Genomic DNA, 17,738 nt, shown 5'->3' with positions numbered 1-17,738 from the left:
CACCTTGCAGGAATGCAGGAGAGTGAATATATAGTTGCTATAAATAAGGATTCTGATGCACCAATTATGGCAGTTGCAGACCTTGGGATAGTTGGAGACCTGTATAAGGTTGTTCCAGAGCTTATTAAGGAGATTAAGGCCTATAGACAATCCTGTGAAGTAATGTAGGCAGCTGACCATTTTGGCAGTTGACCTTTATATAAAAAAAGGGGGTAAGCTTATGAAGGGCAAAACTATAAATGAGATAAATATAGGAGATAGGGCATCCTTTGAAAAGACAATTTCAGAGACTGATATATATTTATTTGCAGGAATAACAGGGGATTTAAACCCTGCACACATAGACCAGTTAGAGGCAGAAAAGGGAATGTTTAAGGGAAGAATAGCCCACGGTATATTAGTTTCAGGATTGATATCAACTGTACTTGGAATGTATCTTCCAGGGCCTGGTACAATATATCTTGGTCAAGAGCTTAAATTTTTAGCACCAGTTAGAATAGGGGATACAATAAGGGCAGAGGCGGAAGTTATAGAAAAGATAGATGAAAAGAATAGAATAAAGCTTAGAACCCAATGTATAAATCAAGAGGGTAAGGTTGTAATAGACGGCATAGCAACAGTTATGCCTCCAAGATGATTTGAATGGAATATTATTTGTTTAATTTTAAACCCCATAAAAGGATTTTTAGGCAAGTTAGCTTAAAACAAAATCCTTTATGGGGTTTTTTATATAATAACCTGTATAGACATTATTCGGATGTAATAAGTTTATTTGATAAAACTAAGAAAAAATTTTTGCACTCTTTTATTTTGAATTTTCAGAATATATAATATAAATATAAGTTTACTTTTAGAAATTTAACATTTTTAGGCGTAATATTTGGGTTATATATTAGAATGATGTTTTATTATAAATCAAACAAGCATCCTAAAGGGCCTATTGTAAGATTTAGGATAAATTTAATAATACATAATAACTGCTTATTCGTATTATATAACTTTTGGCATAAAAGTTGCTAACTAATAAGTAACAAAAGTTATTTATTAGTTAGGAGGTAAACTTATGAGATTAAAAGGAAAGGTTGCAATTATTACAGGAGCGGCAAGGGGAATAGGAAAGGCGACAGCTGAAAAGTTTTTAAAGGAAGGTGCAAGTGTAGTAATTTGTGACATTAATCAGGAACAAGTTGATACAGCAGTAAATGAGTTAAAGGCAATAAGCGAGAATGTTATAGGAGTTAAGGTTGATGTTACAAACAGGGCAGAGGTTGATGAAATGGTTAGATTAACTGTTGAAAAGTTTGGAAAAGTAGACTGCCTTGTAAATAATGCAGGTATAACAGCAGACAATACATTGCTTAAGATGACTGAAGCAGAGTGGGATAGAGTAATTGACATCAACCTAAAGGGTGTATTTAACTGTGGTCAGGCTGTTGCAAAGGTTATGGTAGACCAAGGAAATGGAGTAATACTTAATGCAACTTCCGTTGTTGGACTATATGGTAACTATGGACAAACAAACTATGCAGCAACTAAATGGGGAGTTATAGGAATGACAAAGACTTGGGCAAAGGAGCTTGGTAAAAAGGGAATTAGAGTAAATGCAGTAGCTCCAGGGTTTATTTTAACTCCTATGACAGAAAAGATGCCAGAGAAGGTTCTTGAAATGATGAAGGACAAGGCTCCACTTAAGAGACTTGGTATGCCAGAGGATATAGCAAATGCGTATGCCTTTTTGGCTTCAGATGAGGCAAGTTTTATAACAGGTGCTGTTTTAAGTGTAGATGGAGGCATTGTACTATAATTTGTTTAATATGCTATTAAGAGGACAGTTTAACTGTCCTCTGATAGTTTTACAAAAAAACTGATAAATTTTAAACAAAGGGGTGTATATTATGGCAGTATCAATGATTGGTTTTTATCATTCAAAGGTAGGGAAATTAGAAAACGAAACAATTTATAGCCTTCTTGTTGAAGCAGGGAGAAGAGCAATTGAAGATTCAGGGCTTGAACCTAAGGACATCGATGCAATATATATAGGAAACTACAGTGGTGGAGGATTTAACAAACAGGAACATATTGCTCCTTTTGCTGTTGAAATTCATCCTGATTTAAGATTTAAACCTTGTACAAGAGTTGAAAATGCTTGTGCATCAGGATCAACAGCAATAGAACAAGCAATGCTTGCAATAGAGTCAGGAAGAATAAAAAATGCTCTTGTTATTGGCGTTGAAAAGATGACATCTCTAAAAACTGCAGGGGTTACAGAAGTTTTAGCAATGGCATCTTACTATCCAGAAGAAGGTGGAAAGGGATACTCCTTCCCAGCACTTTATGCAGAATATGCAAAGGGATATATGGCAAGATATGGTTATTCTAAAGAGGAACTTTGGGATATGTTATCCTACATCACAGTTAAGGCACATAAAAACGCTATGGCAAACCCACTTGCTCAAATGCACGTTGAATATGAAAGAGAATATGTAAGAACAATACAGGAGAAGAATCCTTTAATAGCAGATCCATTAAAACTTTCAGACTGCTCACTTGTTTCAGATGGCGCAGCTGCAGTTGTTTTAACAACAACAGAAAGGGCACTTGCTATGAAGGATAAGGTCGTTGAAATAAAGTCCCTTGCACACACATCAGATTATCTATCAATAGTTGAGGGAAAGAGACCAAACTACAAGCTTGAGGCAGCACAGGCAGCAATTCAAAGGGCTTTAAGGGATGCAAATATGACAATAAATGATATAAATGTAGCGGAGGTTCACGATTGTTTTACAATAACAGAACTTTTAATCTATGAAGCTATGGGACTTGCAGAAGAAGGAAGAGGCTTTGAGGCAATTAAAAATGGAGATGTTTATGTTGGAGGAAGATTACCAGTTAACCCATCAGGAGGATTAAAAGCAAAGGGACATCCAGTTGGTGCAACAGGAGTTTCAATGCACGTTCTTATTGCAAAACAGCTCTTAGGTGAAGCTATAGGCCTTCAAGTAGAAAATGCAAAGGCTGGTTTAACACTAAACATAGGGGGAAGTGGAGCAACCAACATAGCCTCAGTCCTTGTTAGAATAAAGTAAAAAAGTGCCACCCAGGTGAAATGTGACATTTTCTATATAATGGAACACACTCATCTGGGTGGTTCTTTTTAAAATAAAATTTCTTTATATCCTCTATAAATTTTAAGAAGAGGGTTTTTTTATTTTGTATTTTGAATATAATAAATAGAATAAGGGGGTGATTAAATGGAGGTATTTAAGAATTTTGAAATGAATTTAGATAAAAAGCACATCCTTGAGGTTTTAGAGGCATACCTTCCTTCGAGCGGAGAGGATAGGGATATGATATATGACAGACTAATAGATGAACTTTGTGATAATATAGAACCAATTGGATTTTTTAAGTTTATAGAAAAACCAAAGGAGTATGATTTTGAGTCCTTTAAAGAGTGCAGAGGTATAGCACCCTGCCTTATAACATTAGGTTCAAAGATTACTAATAAAATAGATATTTTATTTAGTGAAAATAAATTTGTAGATGCTGTTATGCTGGATGTAATGGCAAGTACACTCCTATTTGAATATAACAGCCAGATGTATGAATATATATTTAACTATTTTTATGATTTAGGGTTTGGTATAACCTGCAGGGTTGCTCCAGGTGATGGAGAAATACCTATCGAATATCAGGCTGATATAATCGATAGGCTTAACATAGATAAAAGGCATAGCATATACACAGTCAAGGGCTACGCAGTTCATCCACCAAAATCCCTAACCTATGTTCACGGTGTGGATGAGAAACTTGAAAAGGTAAAAAGACGCCATTCCTGCAAAGTTTGTCCTAATGTAAACTGTAAAATTAGGGCTGTTAAGGAAAGGGCAAAGGGAATATTTTAAAGCCTTCTATTTTTGTAGGAGGCTTTTTTAAATATAAAAAATTATGTTAATAATGGAACAAGAATAAAGCAGGATAATATAATAAAATAGGAAAAGTATGGATAATGTCACATTTCACGTGGGTGGCACTTTTTGGGGGGATGGGAATGTTTTTAAACCCGATAAAAAAGAGAATAGCAAGGACGGCTCAAAATAAATATATTCTAATTAGGCTAAAGCAGAGGAGATTATATTTAATTGTAAATGAAAAGGTGTTTTTTTCCTTTAAAATCGCAATAGGTAAAAAATCAACACCAACACCAAAGGGACAGTTTAAGATAATTGATAAGGCTTTAAATCCTGGTGGTGCTTTTGGGACAAGGTGGATGAGGTTTTATAAGGGATATGGAATACACGGTACCAACAATCCTTTCTCAATAGGCTATGCTATTACAAATGGTTGTGTTAGGATGTATAATAAAGATATAGAGAGATTATTTCCATTAGTTCCTGTAGGAACAAAGGTTATAATCACAGATTGATTTTGAATTAATCTTTAAAATTTGCTAAAATAGTAATGTGTTGAGGTAAAACATTATATAATATTATTGGATATAATATACCCAGAAAGGGGAATTTGCGTGAAAAAGGATAAAAATATAATGGTATGTGTTACACAACAAAAAACCTGTGAAAGATTAATTAAAAAGGGAAAGGAATTAAGGGATAAAATAGGTGGAGAATTACACGTTGTTCACGTGGCAAGGGAGGATGAAAATTTTTTAGGCAATAGTAAGCAAGCGGATGCGATAGAATATCTATATGGTATTTCAAAATTAGTTGGAGCAGATATGACAGTTTTAAGATCAAACGATGTATGCGGTGCTATAACTAAATTTGCTGAAGAATATGAAGTTGGGCATATAATCTTAGGAGAACCTCCAAAGGGGTATGAAGAGGATAGCGTTGTAGATAGCCTCAGAAAAAATATGGAGGATGTTAATTTTTATTTGGTTTCATAGGTTCCACTTATTTAAGTGGAACTTATTTTTTGAGCATAAAAAAAGTTTGATTGTATAAAAAATTTTTCTTGGATAAGAATAAAAATAGGCTAAAAAAAGACTTAATTCAATTGCAAAAATTTTCAGAATATAGTATCCTTATATTAAAGGGTAAATAAAAAAAATGGGGTGATTAAAATGGTTCACGTATTAACCGGTGACAAAGGAGCCGGAAAGACCAAAAAATTAATCTCAATGGCTAATGAACTTGTTCAGGATGCAAAGGGTCACATTGTTTATGTTAGCAACTCTTCTGAAGGCATGTATCAATTAAGTTCAAAAATCCGTCTTGTAAATATTTCAGAGTTCCCCATTTCCTCTTATGATAGCTTCATAGGCTTCCTCTATGGTATGATCTCCGAAGATTACGATATAGAAGCAATATTTATAGACAACCTTAATGCGATAATATCAAATGATGATATTGTACGCTTCTTTGCTGATGCCAAAAAGTTTGCTGAGAATAATTCAATAAAGTTTGTTGTTGGAGCAAAATGTGAAAATGTAGCACAGGAAGGCCTAAATGTTGAATATATGGCTGTATAAGGGGAGTTTTCTCCCTTTATTTTTTTGCTATAATTAGGATGCAAAACAAAAGGGAGGAAGAAAGATGAACAAAGGAATATGCGACAAGATAAAGTTTATGCTCTGGGGAATGACATCAAGGTTAAAGGAAAATAAAGACTTTATAAATGATGTTACCTTTAGGTTTAAATCAGGTACAAAGGATTATTTTGGAGTTATAGACATAGAGGAGGAAAAGGTAAACTTCAATGGTAAGGATGAAAAGATTAAAATAGATGATATACCAAGCTACATAGCAGAACAAGCTCAAAAATATGATGAACTTGAGTTTGTTATAAATGAAAGAGGTAAAAGGTTTATATTAAATGCAGATAATAAAAATGTTAAAACCAAGCAGGTGGATAGCAAAGAAGAGAAAAATGATGAGCACGCATTTACAAAATCCACTCTATTAAATAGAAATTATTTAATAAGGGTAGGAGAGGCAGATGAGCTTCTAAAGGAGATTGGAATACTTACTAAAGACGGAAAAGTAAAGAATGATATGATTAGAAAGTATAATCAAATAGATCATTTTGTTGAACTTGTTGACTCTATGATAGAAGAACTTGGTGATGTAGATACTATAAACGTTTTAGACTGTGCCTGTGGAAAGTCCTACCTAACCTTTGTATTAAACTACTACATTAAGGAAGTTAAAAAGAAGAACTGTTATTTTATAGGAATAGATAGGTCAGAGAATGTAATAAAGGTATCAAAGGAAATTGCAAAGAGGTTAAACTATAAAAATATGCAGTTTTTATGTATGGATTTAAACGAATATATACCAGATAGAAGAATTGATATAGTAATTAGCCTTCACGCCTGTGATATTGCAACGGATATGGCACTTGGAACTGCAGTAAATGTAAATGCAAGGGCCATAATGTGTGTGCCCTGCTGTCATAGAGAACTTCTTGAACAGTATAGGTTTGATGAGTTTAACTCAATTATAAAACACGGTGTGTTTAGGGCAAGATTTTCAGATATTTTAACAGATGGTGTAAGAGCACTACTCCTTGAAACTCAAGGATATAGGGTTTCGGTTGTGGAGTATATTTCACCTCTTGAAACACCAAAGAACCTACTTATTAGAGCAGTAAAGGTTTCAGATAAAAACATAAAGGCAATAAATGAATACAGGGCAATAAAAGAAAAATTCAATATAAAACCATATCTTGAAAGGTACATACACATTTAGGAGGGATATTATGCCACACTTAAGGTTTAAGGGAGTAGAAAAGGAAACAGTAAAGACAATAAGTAAAGATTTGGTAGATAATCTTCAGGAGATTATAGGATGCCCAAGGGATTATTTTGTTTTAGAGGTTGTAAATTCCGATTTTATATTTGATGGAGAAGAGGTAAAGATGTATCCATTTATAGAGGTTGCTTGGTTTGACAGAGGAAGTGAAGTTCAGGATAAGGTTGCAAAGGAAATAACAGAAAAGGTAAAGGAAGCAACAGGTGCAGAGACTGTAGATGTTGTTTTTGTGAAATATAAAGAGAAGAGATACTACGAAAATGGAGAGCATTTTTAACTTAATGGGCATAAGAAGCTACAACTTCTATAAGTTTGAGTTAAAGCTTAATTGATAATTAAGTCTCAGGCTGTTAAAAAAGTTATATATTGCTTAGCCCCATGAAGGATTTCTTGGGCATTCGTTCTACGACTTAAGCAATTCTAAGCTTTTCTTTGTTTGAAAAAGTCCTACCCTCGCGATGCCATCGTCCTGATGGCTGCTTGGCTCGGCACGTCCTGTACCGAATTACGGACTTTTTCAAAGTCGAAAACCTAAGAATTGCTAAAGCTCATGAAAGAGCCAATTGAAATCCTTTCATGGGGCTTTTTCATACTTTAGCTAACAATTAGGTTTGTCAACAATCTGAACTTAATTGATAATCAAGCCTCTACTTTATTTGTTTGTAATTAATCTTAAATTAATAAAAAAATTTAGATCAACAATGCTTATCTTTTTAATTCCTCAACTATGTCCTCAAAATCTTCAATTAAATGATCTGTTATCTCCTTGAGTTCATCAGGTGTACAAGTTCCATTCTCATCATACACCCCTACGACCTTCATACCTGCAGCACGAGCACCGCGAACTGCGGGAACTGTATCCTCAAAAACTATACACTCTTGAGGAGAAACATTTAATTGCTTTGATGTTTCTAAAAATACATCAGGGAAGGATTTATCCCTTGGTACTTCACAGGTTGTAACTATCACATCAAAATATTGAAGTATGTTATTTCTTGATAAAACAGCCTCAACAAGCTGACGATTGTTGCTGGTTGCCATACCAATTAGATATCCATTTTCCTTGAGATATTTAAGAAACTTATGTACTCCTTTTTTAGCCTGAATTATGTTCCTATAATAGTGGTCTACCATATCCATCCACTCATTCATTATTTCTTCTATACTTTCCTTTAAATTAAATCTTTCTTTAAAATAGACTGCAGTTTCTGTAAAGCTAAGTCCCTCAATTGCTCTTTGGAGGTCCTCAGGAAGCTCAATATTTCTCCTTTTTAAAAACTCAACATCAACTTCCTTCCAAACCCACATAGAATCTATTATTGTTCCATCCATATCAAAAATAACTGCCTTTACATCCCTTAGCATAAAATCACCTCGCAAAATTTGTCGCAATAAACTAATATCAATTATAACATATAAGGCGTGCATAGGGCACGCCTTACTAATTTTCGTCAGATATAATCAGTATATCAAAGTCAGAGGGTTTTATTTGACCTGCATTCTTATTAGGTATTACTGTAAAATTAATACCATTTTTTTCGAGTGCGTCCTTTATACTCTTGAGGTTGCTGTCAACTGCAATTTTGGTCATCCTAAAACACCTCCTTATAATTATTTTTTCAAAAACTGCAAATAATATAATTATAAAATTTTTGTTACCCTTGCAGGGTATATTGACATTTGACGAAACTTGTAATATTATAAAATTATAGTATTGCAATATAGTGATTAATTTAGTGAAGTTTATAACAAAGTTAAGGAGAGGATAATATGTCAAAGAGAGTTTTGATAGTAGGTGGAGTTGCAGGCGGTGCCAGTGCAGCAGCAAGACTTAGAAGACTTGACGAAAATATAGAAATTATAATGTTTGAAAGAGGAGGATATATCTCCTTTGCAAACTGTGGTCTTCCATATTACATTGGTGAGACTATAAAGGAGAGACAAAACCTTCTTGTTCAAACAGAAGAGGGAATGGAACAAAGATTTAATATCGATGTTAGAACTCATAGTGAAGTTACAAAGATATTCAGAGACACAAAGGAAGTTGAAGTTGTTTCAAATGGTAAGACCTACAGAGAAAAATATGATTACTTAATTCTATCACCAGGTGCAGCACCTTTTGTACCACCAATTGAGGGTGTAAATTTAGATGGAATCTATACTCTAAGAAATATGGAGGATGTAGATAGAATAAAGGAACACGTTACAAAGAATAAGCCAAATAAGGCAGTTGTAATTGGTGGTGGATATGTAGGTATAGAAATGGCAGAAAACCTAAAGCACATTGGAGTAGATGTTACTTTAGTTGAAGCTGCTGACCAAGTTATGGGACCACTTGATTTTGAAATGGCAAAGATGATTGAAAAGCATATGATAGACAACGGTGTAAAACTAATAGTAGGAGATGCCGTTGAAAAGTTTGAAAAGAACAATGGATTAGAACTTACTTTAAAGAGTGGTAAAAAATTAAATGCTGATATGGTTGTAATGGCGATAGGGGTAAGACCAGAAACTAAGCTGGCAAAGGAAGCAGGGCTTGAAATTGGAGAACGTGGTGGAATTAAAGTTGACGCACATATGAGAACATCAGATCCATATATTTATGCTGTTGGAGATGCAATTGAAGTTGAAGACTATATAAATGGTGCAAACACACTAATTCCACTTGCAGGCCCAGCAAACAAGCAGGGTAGAATAGCAGCAGATAATATTTGTGGTAGAGAAAGTGTATATAAGGGAACACAAGGAACATCAATTATAAAGGTGTTTGATTTAACAGCAGCATCAACAGGAAACAATGAAAAGATATTAAAAAGACAAGGTATTCCTTATGTTAAGTCATACACACATTCAGGTTCCCACGCAGGATACTATCCAGGAGCCTTTGTTATGACAATAAAAATATTATTCTCACCAGAGGATGGTAAGATACTTGGTGCACAAATTGTAGGTAGAGATGGCGTAGATAAGAGAATAGATGTTATTGCAACAGCAATAAGAGCTGGAATGACAGTATACGATTTAGAGGAGCTTGAACTTGCATATGCACCACCTTATTCATCAGCAAAGGATCCAGTGAATATGGCTGGATTTACAGCAGCAAATATATTAAAGGGAGATATGAAGATTATACACGCTGATGAACTAAAAGATATAAATAAAGATGAATACTTCATAGTTGACGTAAGAACAGACGTTGAATATGAAGGTGGACATTTAGAAGGTGCAGTAAATATTCCAGTAGATGAATTAAGAAAGAGAATAAATGAAATTCCAAAGGATAAAAAGATTATAGTTTACTGTAAGATTGGTTTAAGAGGATATGTTGCATATAGGATACTTGCTCAAAAGGGCTATGATGTATACAATTTAAGTGGTGGATACGATTTGGTTCTTGCATATAATATGAAATATGGTGAAGGACTAAAGCTAAATGATGAGATGACAAGATTTGAACCTATGGAGGAAAAAAGGAAGTTAAGCCAAGTGGAAATACAATAAAGGTTGATGCCTGTGGCCTTCAATGTCCAGGACCAATAATGAGAGTTAAAAAAGAAATAGAAAGAATTAATGAAGGCGACGTTCTTGAAATACATGTAACTGATTCAGGATTTACAACAGATATAAAGGCTTGGTGTGAAAGAACAGGCAACACTCTAATTGGAGTTGAAAAGACTTGCTGTGACTATGTTGCCTATGTTATGAAGGGTAAAAAAGAAGAGAGCAAGGCACATCCTGTAAATGTAGAACTACCACAAGGTAAGACAATGGTTGTATTTAGTGGCGACCTTGATAAGGCTATTGCTTCCTTCATAATAGCAAATGGTGCAGCAGCAATGGGAAGACCTGTTACAATGTTCTTTACCTTCTGGGGATTAAATATTTTAAGAAAGGATACAGCAGTTAAGGTTAATAAGACATTTATAGAAAAGATGTTTGCTAAGATGATGCCAAGAGGAAGCAAAAAGCTTGCACTATCTAAGATGAATATGGGTGGAATTGGTGCAAAGATGATTCGTGGCATAATGAAGAAGAAGAACATCTCATCCCTTGAGGAGCTAATAGAACAAGCAAAGGCAAACGGAGTAAAGCTTGTTGCCTGCTCAATGTCAATGGATGTTATGGGAATAAAGAAAGAAGAGCTAATAGACGGTGTAGAAATTGGTGGAGTAGCAGCATACCTTGGTGAAGCAGAGCAATCTAACGTAAACCTATTTATATAAATGATTAAAAAATTACATCCAAGTAAAAAAATAAACTTGGATGTAATTTTTTTTTTTTTTTTTGGAATATTTAACATTGTGAATAAATATAATTTACTGCATTTGAAATTTTTTTAAAGGAGGAATGACTATGAAAAATGACGGTTGTGCGGTTGCTTCATTGGTACTTGGTATTTTAGCCCTAATTTTTTCTTTTATTCCAGGATTAGGATGGTTAGCTATTGTTACAGGTGTTGTAGGTCTTATTCTTGCAGTTGTTGGTAAGAACAGAATTAAGGCTAATCCACAGGAACTTGGTGGAAGTGGAATAGCTACTGCTGGATTAGTATTAAATATTATAACACTTGTATTAGAACTTCTAACTTTAATAGCTTGCTCAGCATTTATGAGTGCACTATCCTAATTCAAAATATTTCGGGCACCTTTATGGGTGCCTATTTTTTTAAAAAACATAAAATTGGTTATTATAAATTGAATTTAATAATGATACTGTTAATTAATGGATTGTAGTATGCATATTTTCAGTATTATAAAAGTTAAAACTATTAAATATTAGATAAAATTCTTGTATAAAAAAAATCTCTCATTAATATAATGTAGTGTATTTTAAATAAAGGGGGATTTTTCTATGAAAAATGATGGATTTGCAACAGCATCAATGGTGCTTGGCATAGTATCACTTGTAATGTTATTTTTCCCTATACTGGGTTGGTTGGCAATAGTAACAGCTGTTGTTGGTTTAATTCTTGGGATAAATGCAAAGAATAGAATTAGAGAGAACCCACAGGAGCTGGGTGGAATGGGAATGGCTAATGCAGGGGTAGTTATGAATATTGTTGCTTTAGCTTTAATAGTTTTAGGAATGATTGCTTGTGGTGCTCTAATTGGTGCAATGTCACAAATTTGATATTTAAATAAAATGCCACCAAGTTTTTGGTGGCATTTTATAATATTTTTTCTATTATAGACATAACGATTTCAACTATAAACAATATAATAACCATCCATTCAAGTTTTGTACCTCTTTTAGCGTGGGTTAGGCTTGTGAATACTTCAGTTATATCAAGCAAAACCTCTGTTTTGTGTCTGATTTTTTCATATCTATCCTTTAGCTCAAATAGTTCTGAAAGATTCATAAAAAACTCTTCAGCATCTTCAAGCTTCCAAGCAATATCAGGTTTATCAAGAAGCATAATGTATGATATGGTGTTGTATTTAAAACGAAGTACCTTTGAAGACATTTTTGCAAGCTGGTTATCACTAAGATGTAGCTTTCCGTGGTCTAAATATTCTATTATGTTTTCAATTTCATCAAGAAGGTTATCAATATCTACTTCGATTTTTTTTAATGCTACGGATTTTGCAAGTATAGTCGCAATAATCTCCATATAATATGGTTTAAAATAATTTACTTTTACTGAGTCGTAGTTTAATTCTACATCTTTTACTCTGCTGTCGAGTATTACCTTAAAATCTTCAATGTAATTAAAAGGAGTATTGTTCTTAAGGGTAATATCTATGCGTTTTAGATATTCAATTACATCTCTAAGTTCGTGGAAGGCAAGATTTGCAGAAACAATACATCCAAAGTGGAATATATATACATATTTGTTGTTTGGATGAGGTATGATTCCTTTTAGATTTCTGTCATCTAAAATCAAGGGTTCTTCCCATTTAAATTTTTTGTTTATACCAAAGTGATTTGCAATTTTATAAAGGTTTATCTCATTACTAATAAAACTTGCTTTAAACTCATAATTCATATTTATAACCCCTATTATAGTGTTGATTTTTGGTTTATAATATGGTTAAAAAGTGTGGTGGTGAAATTATGTTTAATGAAATTAAGGGCTTTTCGGTAGAGGAGTATTTAAGCTTTTATGATGAACAAAAATACCAAAATCATAGGGAGTTTTTAAGTAGAGTAAATAACTTAAAAAATTTAAATGAAGCATTTTTAGAGGTTAATAGGGATTTTAATATTTTGCTATTTTCCGAGGACTACTGTCCTGATTGTTTAGTATTATTCCCATTTATTGAGTTTTTATGTACAAAATTGGGGATTGATGTAAAAATAATTAAAAGGCAGGGAAATGAAGAATTTTTAAGAGAGTTGACAGGTGAGGCAAAAATTCCAACAGCAATTTTTATAAATAAAGATAACTCCTTAAGAGGAATGATTATAGAATTCCCAGAGAGTTTTAAAAGAAGTTTAATTGGTCTTACTGAAGATGATATAAAGAGGAAAATAGCAGAGTATAGGGAAGGAATGTACTTTGAAATGATGGAAAATGAAGTTATAAACATTATTAATAACTTATAAAGAAAAGTGCCCTGTTTACAAGGCACTTTCTTTTATTAAATCCTTTTGATCCCTTGCCATTTCCTTTAATCTTGGGTTTACACCCGGTGTAACAATGACTTTGCTAAACCAAAGCAGTGCTTCATCATTATCTCCAAGCCTTCTTGCAAGTTCACCTATTAAATATGAAAGTGTGTAATTGTCCATACTGCAGATTGGGAAGGCCTCCGTTTCAAAGGATTCCTTAAACCCCACGTAGGCCTGTTCTAAAAATTTTCTTTCCTCACTGTTATTTTGTAACAGTCTATACATCCAAGCAATTTTTAAACAAATAAATGCCTTTTCACTACTTTTAGCCTTTTTCACAACCGCATTTAAAAGAGCAAGTTTATACCTTTCAATGGCAATATTTTCGTCATAAACTTCAGGATAATTTTTAGGTCTAAACTTTGGAGTAATTACTGACTTAATTAAAAGGGCCTGCTCTTGTTTTACCTTTTCGAAATATTGATTTAGGGCACTATATCCACAGCTTGGACATATATGAACATCATAAAAAAGAGGATTAGGTCCCTGATATATTGGCATTAGGTCAGTATCGCTTCCAACTCGTCTTGTTTTTCCATTTCTTAAAGCCTTTGACTTAAATTCTGTACTACAAACGGGACAGAGGATTGTTTTTTCGTATAAAAATGTATCTACAGTTTTATTTTTTATTTCAACTTCCCTTTTATTTTCTTCTTCCTTTTCAAAAATATTAAGCTTTACATTTTTAAATCCTAAATCCTCAAGACCTGAAAAAATATCTGACATATGAATCACTCCTTATTTTTATATTTTTCATCTAAGCTGTATATAAATGCTATGATTCTTGCAACTGCCTCATAAAGCTCTTCAGGTATAGGAGAAGAAGGTTCAACTTTACTTAATTTATCAACTAAGACTGTATCCTCTACAATAGGTATGTCATTTTCCTTTGCTTTGTTTAAAATTCTCTCTGCAATTTCACCAAAACCAATAGCCGTTACAACAGGTGCCTTATAGTCCTTATTATATTTAAGTGCCACTGCCTTTTTCCTTTTCATACCTTCACATCCAGTTCATTAATTATAAAATCATTAAAGAAGTTTATAATATCTTTATGAGGTGTTTTTATTTCTTCAACTGATGAGTTTATTAAATTAAGTCCAATTTGGTTTAGTGACTCTTTTAAAATTTTTAAGTTTGCTTTAATATAATCTATATATTTTCTATCACATTTAATATTTATAATAATATTATCATTATGTTTGTGTATATAGTTTTCTATTGTTCCTATATTTTCAGTATCAACCTTTATATATAATTTTACATCGTTAATATCTATTACCTTTTTAGATTTATATTTGTTTTTTATTATTATGCTGTTTTTATATATATTGTTATTTACATTTGTGTTTAAGAAATAAAAATTATAATTTTTACTTAACAAATTAATTATATCAAATTTTTCAATAAAATCAGTATTGTTTTTTAATATTTCAATGTTTTTTAAAACTTCCTCTGATATATTTTCTAAAGTATAGACTTTATTCAATGAATGGTTTTTATTAAACTTCTGTATTATGAAATTTATAAAGTTACTTTCATTTAAAAACTTTTTTGTGTTTAAAAGGTTTTTTATAGATATATCAATTTTGTTTTCAAGTAAGAAGGTTAAAAAATCTATGTCGATGTTTTCAAGGTCGTGAATTAGATTTTTAACAAAAGATAGGTTTTCCTCAGATATTTCAAGGTTTAAAAAGTTTTTAAATATATTTATTATGTCTTCATCCTTTAATGTTTTAAGTGCTTCTAAGGATTTTAAAGAATTAAAAAGAGTTAATATGTTTTTATCTGTGGCAGGTAGGTTAAATTTAATAAGGGAATTTACTATTTCTTTAGCCCTATTAAAGGGGATTGATAGATTATCTGAAATTGATTTTAGGTTAGAATATGAGTTTTTTTCTTTAGTATCACCAATTAATCTTAAAATTACTTGGTTTTCTTCTATTTTTTCTATTTTAAATTTTAAAAACTGATTGCCCTTTTCAATATCTTGAGAAACAAATATTGCTGGAATAATAGTACCATCATAGAGTTTAATTGCACCTTTATTATCTTCGAGGGCAATTATTTTTGCGTTAATTGTTGAACCTTCATATAGTTTTTTGTTATTATTTGAGTAGTTGTTTAATAATTTTTCTAAAGCTTCTATCTTCATAAAAATCACCTATTAAGTTATCGGAAAAATATAATAAACTTAAATATCAAAATAAAAAATAAAATTGGGAAGTGATAATTTGGCACTATATGCGATATCAGATTTACATTTATCCTTATCGACGAATAAACCAATGGATGTGTTTGGAGATTTGTGGAGAGAACATCATTTAAAAATAAAGGAAAACTGGCAACATAAGATAAAGGAAGATGATGTTGTTTTAATTGCAGGTGATATATCTTGGGCAATGAAACTTGAGGAAGCATATAAAGATCTTGAGTTTATACATAGTCTAAATGGCAAAAAGGTATTTATAAAAGGCAACCACGACTATTGGTGGACCTCCATTACAAAGATAAACTCATTATTTGAAGATATGTATTTTATACAAAACACCCACTTTCCTTACAATGAATACGCAATATCTGGAACAAGAGGATGGATAAACTTAGAAAATACAGATGATGAACACGATATAAAGGTACATAAGAGGGAACTTCTAAGACTTAAAATGTCCCTTGATAGTGCAAAAAAAGCAGGATATGAAAAGTTTATAGTTATGATGCACTATCCTCCAGTTACAAAGATTGCAGTTAACCAAGAGTTTGTAGATGTTTTAAAGGAATATGGGGTTGAAAAGGTTGTGTATGGCCACATACATTACGATGCAAGATATATATGTGAAAATGGTATTATAGATGGAATAGAATATATATGTACCTCCTGTGACATAATAGATTTTAATCCTGTTAGGATTTTATAGTGGCTTTTGGGAAAAATAATAAGTAGGAGGTGCATATAATGAAGGAGTATTCTTTTAAAGTACCATCTATGCATAATGAAACTACAGCTAAAGAGATAGTAAGCATAATAACAGGAATAAGAGGGATACAGGATGTTGATGTTGACTACCAAGAGGGTACAGTTAATGTTTACTTTGATGAAAATCAAGTTATAAAGGATAAAATTAAATATACAGTTGAGAAAAAGGGATTTAAGGTAGATGATTAGTATTATACCACGTCGCTTACATGTGGCGTGGTTCTATACTATTTCTTACCATTAAATTTTGAATTATTAGAAAAAATATTGAGTTAGTAGGAGAGTTGTGATAATATAAAGATTAGACTCTCTTTAGAATAATTTGTATAATATTTAGAAAATTAATACAAAATTTATTAAAGATAGGAGGAATAATATGAGCGTACATATTGGTGCAAAGGAAGGTCAAATAGCAGAAACAGTTCTATTACCTGGTGATCCTCTAAGAGCAAAGTTTATAGCAGAAAACTTTTTAGAAAATGTTGAATGCTACAATGAAGTAAGAGGAATGTATGGTTTTACAGGATACTATAAAGGCAAGAGAGTTTCAGTTCAAGGAACAGGTATGGGAGTTCCATCAATATCTATATATGTAAACGAATTAATCAATTCCTATGGAGTAAAGAATTTAATAAGAATAGGAACTTGCGGTGCAATAAATGAAAACATAAAGGTTAGAGATATAATATTAGCTATGACATCCTGTACAACTTCAAACATAAATAGAATTAACTTTAATGGATTAGACTATGCTCCTGCAGCAAGCTTTGATCTTCTATATAGGGCTTACGAATACTCAAAGAATAATGGCATAGATATTAAGGTAGGAAATATATTAACAGAAGACTCCTTCTATCACGATGATAGAGAATTCTATAAGATTTGGGCAAAGTATGGTGTTTTAGCAGTTGAAATGGAGACAACTGCACTATACACTCTTGCAGCAAAATATGGAGTAAATGCATTAACTATTTTAACAGTTTCAGACCACGTAATTACAGGAGAAGAAACAACAGCACAAGAAAGACAAACTACATTTACAAAGATGATGGAAATAGCATTAAATTTAGCCTGAAAAAAATCCGCCTATGGCGGATTTTTTTTAGATTGTTGACAAACCTGTTTGTTAGCTAAAATATGAAAAAGCTCCATGAATGGATTTCAAAAGGGCATATTTCATGAGCTTTAGCAATTATTGCTTTTCGACTTTGAAAAAGTCCGTAATTCGGCACAGGATGTGCCGAGTCGAGCGGCCATCAGGACGATGGCATCCCGATGGTAGGACTTTTTCAAACAAAGAAAAGCTTAGAATTGCTTAGCGAAATGAATCGATGCCCAAGAAATCCTTCATGGGGCTAATCAATATATAACTTTTT

Annotated in this window: 23 protein-coding genes and 1 pseudogene; 18 read left to right on the top strand and 6 right to left on the bottom strand. The window is 32.5% G+C overall.

Features of this window, described 5'->3' with window-relative positions:
• The 10 genes and pseudogenes from JG776_RS10365 to JG776_RS10320 form a co-directional block, all read left to right on the top strand.
• A pseudogene (locus JG776_RS10365) lies at nt 1-168 on the top strand (electron transfer flavoprotein subunit alpha/FixB family protein); the annotation flags it as partial.
• 52 nt (nt 169-220) lie between these two features.
• Nucleotides 221-637: a MaoC family dehydratase gene (locus tag JG776_RS10360; protein ID WP_291967233.1), complete on the top strand. Its 417-nt coding sequence runs from the start codon at nt 221-223 to the stop codon at nt 635-637.
• A 426-nt stretch (nt 638-1,063) separates the two neighbouring features.
• A complete protein-coding gene (fabG, locus tag JG776_RS10355; protein ID WP_291967231.1) occupies nt 1,064-1,804 on the top strand; it encodes a 3-oxoacyl-[acyl-carrier-protein] reductase in 741 nt (246 codons plus the stop codon).
• A gap of 91 nt (nt 1,805-1,895) precedes the next feature.
• Nucleotides 1,896-3,086 carry a thiolase domain-containing protein gene (locus tag JG776_RS10350; protein WP_291967229.1) on the top strand — a complete coding sequence of 397 codons (1,191 nt, stop codon included), beginning with the start codon at nt 1,896-1,898 and terminating at the stop codon, nt 3,084-3,086.
• Between the two features lie 165 nt (nt 3,087-3,251).
• Nucleotides 3,252-3,905 (top strand): hypothetical protein, encoded by a 654-nt coding sequence (locus tag JG776_RS10345; RefSeq protein ID WP_291967227.1) that lies wholly within the window; start codon nt 3,252-3,254, stop codon nt 3,903-3,905.
• A 146-nt stretch (nt 3,906-4,051) separates the two neighbouring features.
• Entirely contained in the window at nt 4,052-4,426 is a 375-nt protein-coding gene (locus JG776_RS10340; RefSeq protein WP_291967226.1) for a L,D-transpeptidase, read from the top strand.
• Between the two features lie 99 nt (nt 4,427-4,525).
• Nucleotides 4,526-4,906, top strand: a complete 381-nt coding sequence (locus tag JG776_RS10335) for a universal stress protein UspA (protein ID WP_291967224.1) — start codon at nt 4,526-4,528, stop codon at nt 4,904-4,906.
• Nucleotides 4,907-5,083: 177 nt separating this feature from the next.
• Nucleotides 5,084-5,491: a twitching motility protein PilT gene (locus tag JG776_RS10330; RefSeq protein WP_291967222.1), complete on the top strand. Its 408-nt coding sequence runs from the start codon at nt 5,084-5,086 to the stop codon at nt 5,489-5,491.
• Nucleotides 5,492-5,555: 64 nt separating this feature from the next.
• On the top strand, nt 5,556-6,710 hold the full coding sequence (locus JG776_RS10325; RefSeq protein ID WP_291967220.1) for an SAM-dependent methyltransferase: 1,155 nt from the start codon (nt 5,556-5,558) through the stop codon (nt 6,708-6,710).
• 10 nt (nt 6,711-6,720) lie between these two features.
• Nucleotides 6,721-7,050 carry a DUF1904 domain-containing protein gene (locus tag JG776_RS10320; RefSeq protein ID WP_291967219.1) on the top strand — a complete coding sequence of 110 codons (330 nt, stop codon included), beginning with the start codon at nt 6,721-6,723 and terminating at the stop codon, nt 7,048-7,050.
• Nucleotides 7,051-7,478: 428 nt separating this feature from the next.
• Here the strand turns inward: JG776_RS10320 and JG776_RS10315 are convergent, their stop codons facing one another.
• Together JG776_RS10315 and JG776_RS10310 are read right to left on the bottom strand one after the other, a co-directional pair.
• Nucleotides 7,479-8,138, bottom strand: coding sequence for an HAD family phosphatase (locus JG776_RS10315; protein ID WP_291967217.1), 660 nt, complete (start codon nt 8,136-8,138; stop codon nt 7,479-7,481).
• Between the two features lie 76 nt (nt 8,139-8,214).
• Entirely contained in the window at nt 8,215-8,364 is a 150-nt protein-coding gene (locus tag JG776_RS10310) for a hypothetical protein (protein WP_291967215.1), read from the bottom strand.
• Between the two features lie 179 nt (nt 8,365-8,543).
• Between JG776_RS10310 and JG776_RS10305 the strand changes: the two genes are divergently transcribed.
• The 4 genes from JG776_RS10305 to JG776_RS10295 all read left to right on the top strand — a co-directional run bounded on the left by JG776_RS10305 (nt 8,544) and on the right by JG776_RS10295 (nt 11,903).
• The gene (locus JG776_RS10305) at nt 8,544-10,274 is read left to right on the top strand and encodes an FAD-dependent oxidoreductase (RefSeq protein WP_366934203.1); all 1,731 of its coding nucleotides are present in this window, start codon (nt 8,544-8,546) and stop codon (nt 10,272-10,274) included.
• A 38-nt stretch (nt 10,275-10,312) separates the two neighbouring features.
• Nucleotides 10,313-10,996 carry a DsrE/DsrF/DrsH-like family protein gene (locus tag JG776_RS12445; protein WP_366934202.1) on the top strand — a complete coding sequence of 228 codons (684 nt, stop codon included), beginning with the start codon at nt 10,313-10,315 and terminating at the stop codon, nt 10,994-10,996.
• 130 nt (nt 10,997-11,126) lie between these two features.
• Entirely contained in the window at nt 11,127-11,399 is a 273-nt protein-coding gene (locus JG776_RS10300) for a DUF4190 domain-containing protein (RefSeq protein ID WP_291967213.1), read from the top strand.
• A 225-nt stretch (nt 11,400-11,624) separates the two neighbouring features.
• Entirely contained in the window at nt 11,625-11,903 is a 279-nt protein-coding gene (locus JG776_RS10295) for a DUF4190 domain-containing protein (protein WP_291967211.1), read from the top strand.
• A gap of 37 nt (nt 11,904-11,940) precedes the next feature.
• Here the strand turns inward: JG776_RS10295 and JG776_RS10290 are convergent, their stop codons facing one another.
• On the bottom strand, nt 11,941-12,759 hold the full coding sequence (locus tag JG776_RS10290; RefSeq protein ID WP_291967208.1) for an RMD1 family protein: 819 nt from the start codon (nt 12,757-12,759) through the stop codon (nt 11,941-11,943).
• A 68-nt stretch (nt 12,760-12,827) separates the two neighbouring features.
• Between JG776_RS10290 and JG776_RS10285 the strand changes: the two genes are divergently transcribed.
• A complete protein-coding gene (locus tag JG776_RS10285) occupies nt 12,828-13,319 on the top strand; it encodes a thioredoxin family protein (protein ID WP_291967206.1) in 492 nt (163 codons plus the stop codon).
• A gap of 15 nt (nt 13,320-13,334) precedes the next feature.
• Here JG776_RS10285 and JG776_RS10280 read toward each other — a convergent pair whose 3' ends face one another.
• From JG776_RS10280 to JG776_RS10270, 3 genes are read right to left on the bottom strand one after another with little or no spacing between them, the layout of a single operon-like run.
• The gene (locus JG776_RS10280) at nt 13,335-14,111 is read right to left on the bottom strand and encodes a DUF2225 domain-containing protein (RefSeq protein WP_291967204.1); all 777 of its coding nucleotides are present in this window, start codon (nt 14,109-14,111) and stop codon (nt 13,335-13,337) included.
• A 5-nt stretch (nt 14,112-14,116) separates the two neighbouring features.
• Nucleotides 14,117-14,383, bottom strand: a complete 267-nt coding sequence (locus JG776_RS10275; RefSeq protein WP_291967202.1) for an EscU/YscU/HrcU family type III secretion system export apparatus switch protein — start codon at nt 14,381-14,383, stop codon at nt 14,117-14,119.
• Complete coding sequence (locus JG776_RS10270) at nt 14,380-15,540, bottom strand: flagellar hook-length control protein FliK (protein WP_291967200.1); 1,161 nt, start codon at nt 15,538-15,540, stop codon at nt 14,380-14,382. Before JG776_RS10270 ends, JG776_RS10275 begins: the two co-directional genes overlap by 4 nt.
• A gap of 79 nt (nt 15,541-15,619) precedes the next feature.
• On the opposite strand from JG776_RS10270, the gene JG776_RS10265 reads away from it, so the two are divergent.
• From JG776_RS10265 to deoD, 3 genes are all read left to right on the top strand, one after another.
• Nucleotides 15,620-16,303, top strand: a complete 684-nt coding sequence (locus JG776_RS10265) for a metallophosphoesterase (RefSeq protein ID WP_291967198.1) — start codon at nt 15,620-15,622, stop codon at nt 16,301-16,303.
• A gap of 38 nt (nt 16,304-16,341) precedes the next feature.
• Entirely contained in the window at nt 16,342-16,551 is a 210-nt protein-coding gene (locus JG776_RS10260; RefSeq protein WP_291967196.1) for a heavy-metal-associated domain-containing protein, read from the top strand.
• 187 nt (nt 16,552-16,738) lie between these two features.
• Nucleotides 16,739-17,437, top strand: a complete 699-nt coding sequence (gene deoD / locus JG776_RS10255; protein WP_291967194.1) for a purine-nucleoside phosphorylase — start codon at nt 16,739-16,741, stop codon at nt 17,435-17,437.
• Nucleotides 17,438-17,738 lie beyond the last annotated feature (301 nt).

This window comes from Caloramator sp. (assembly GCF_020054765.1).
In the GTDB taxonomy this organism is placed as follows: Bacteria; Bacillota; Clostridia; order Clostridiales; family Caloramatoraceae; genus Thermobrachium; species Thermobrachium proteoclasticum.
This window is presented reverse-complemented; position numbering and strand designations above follow the sequence as displayed.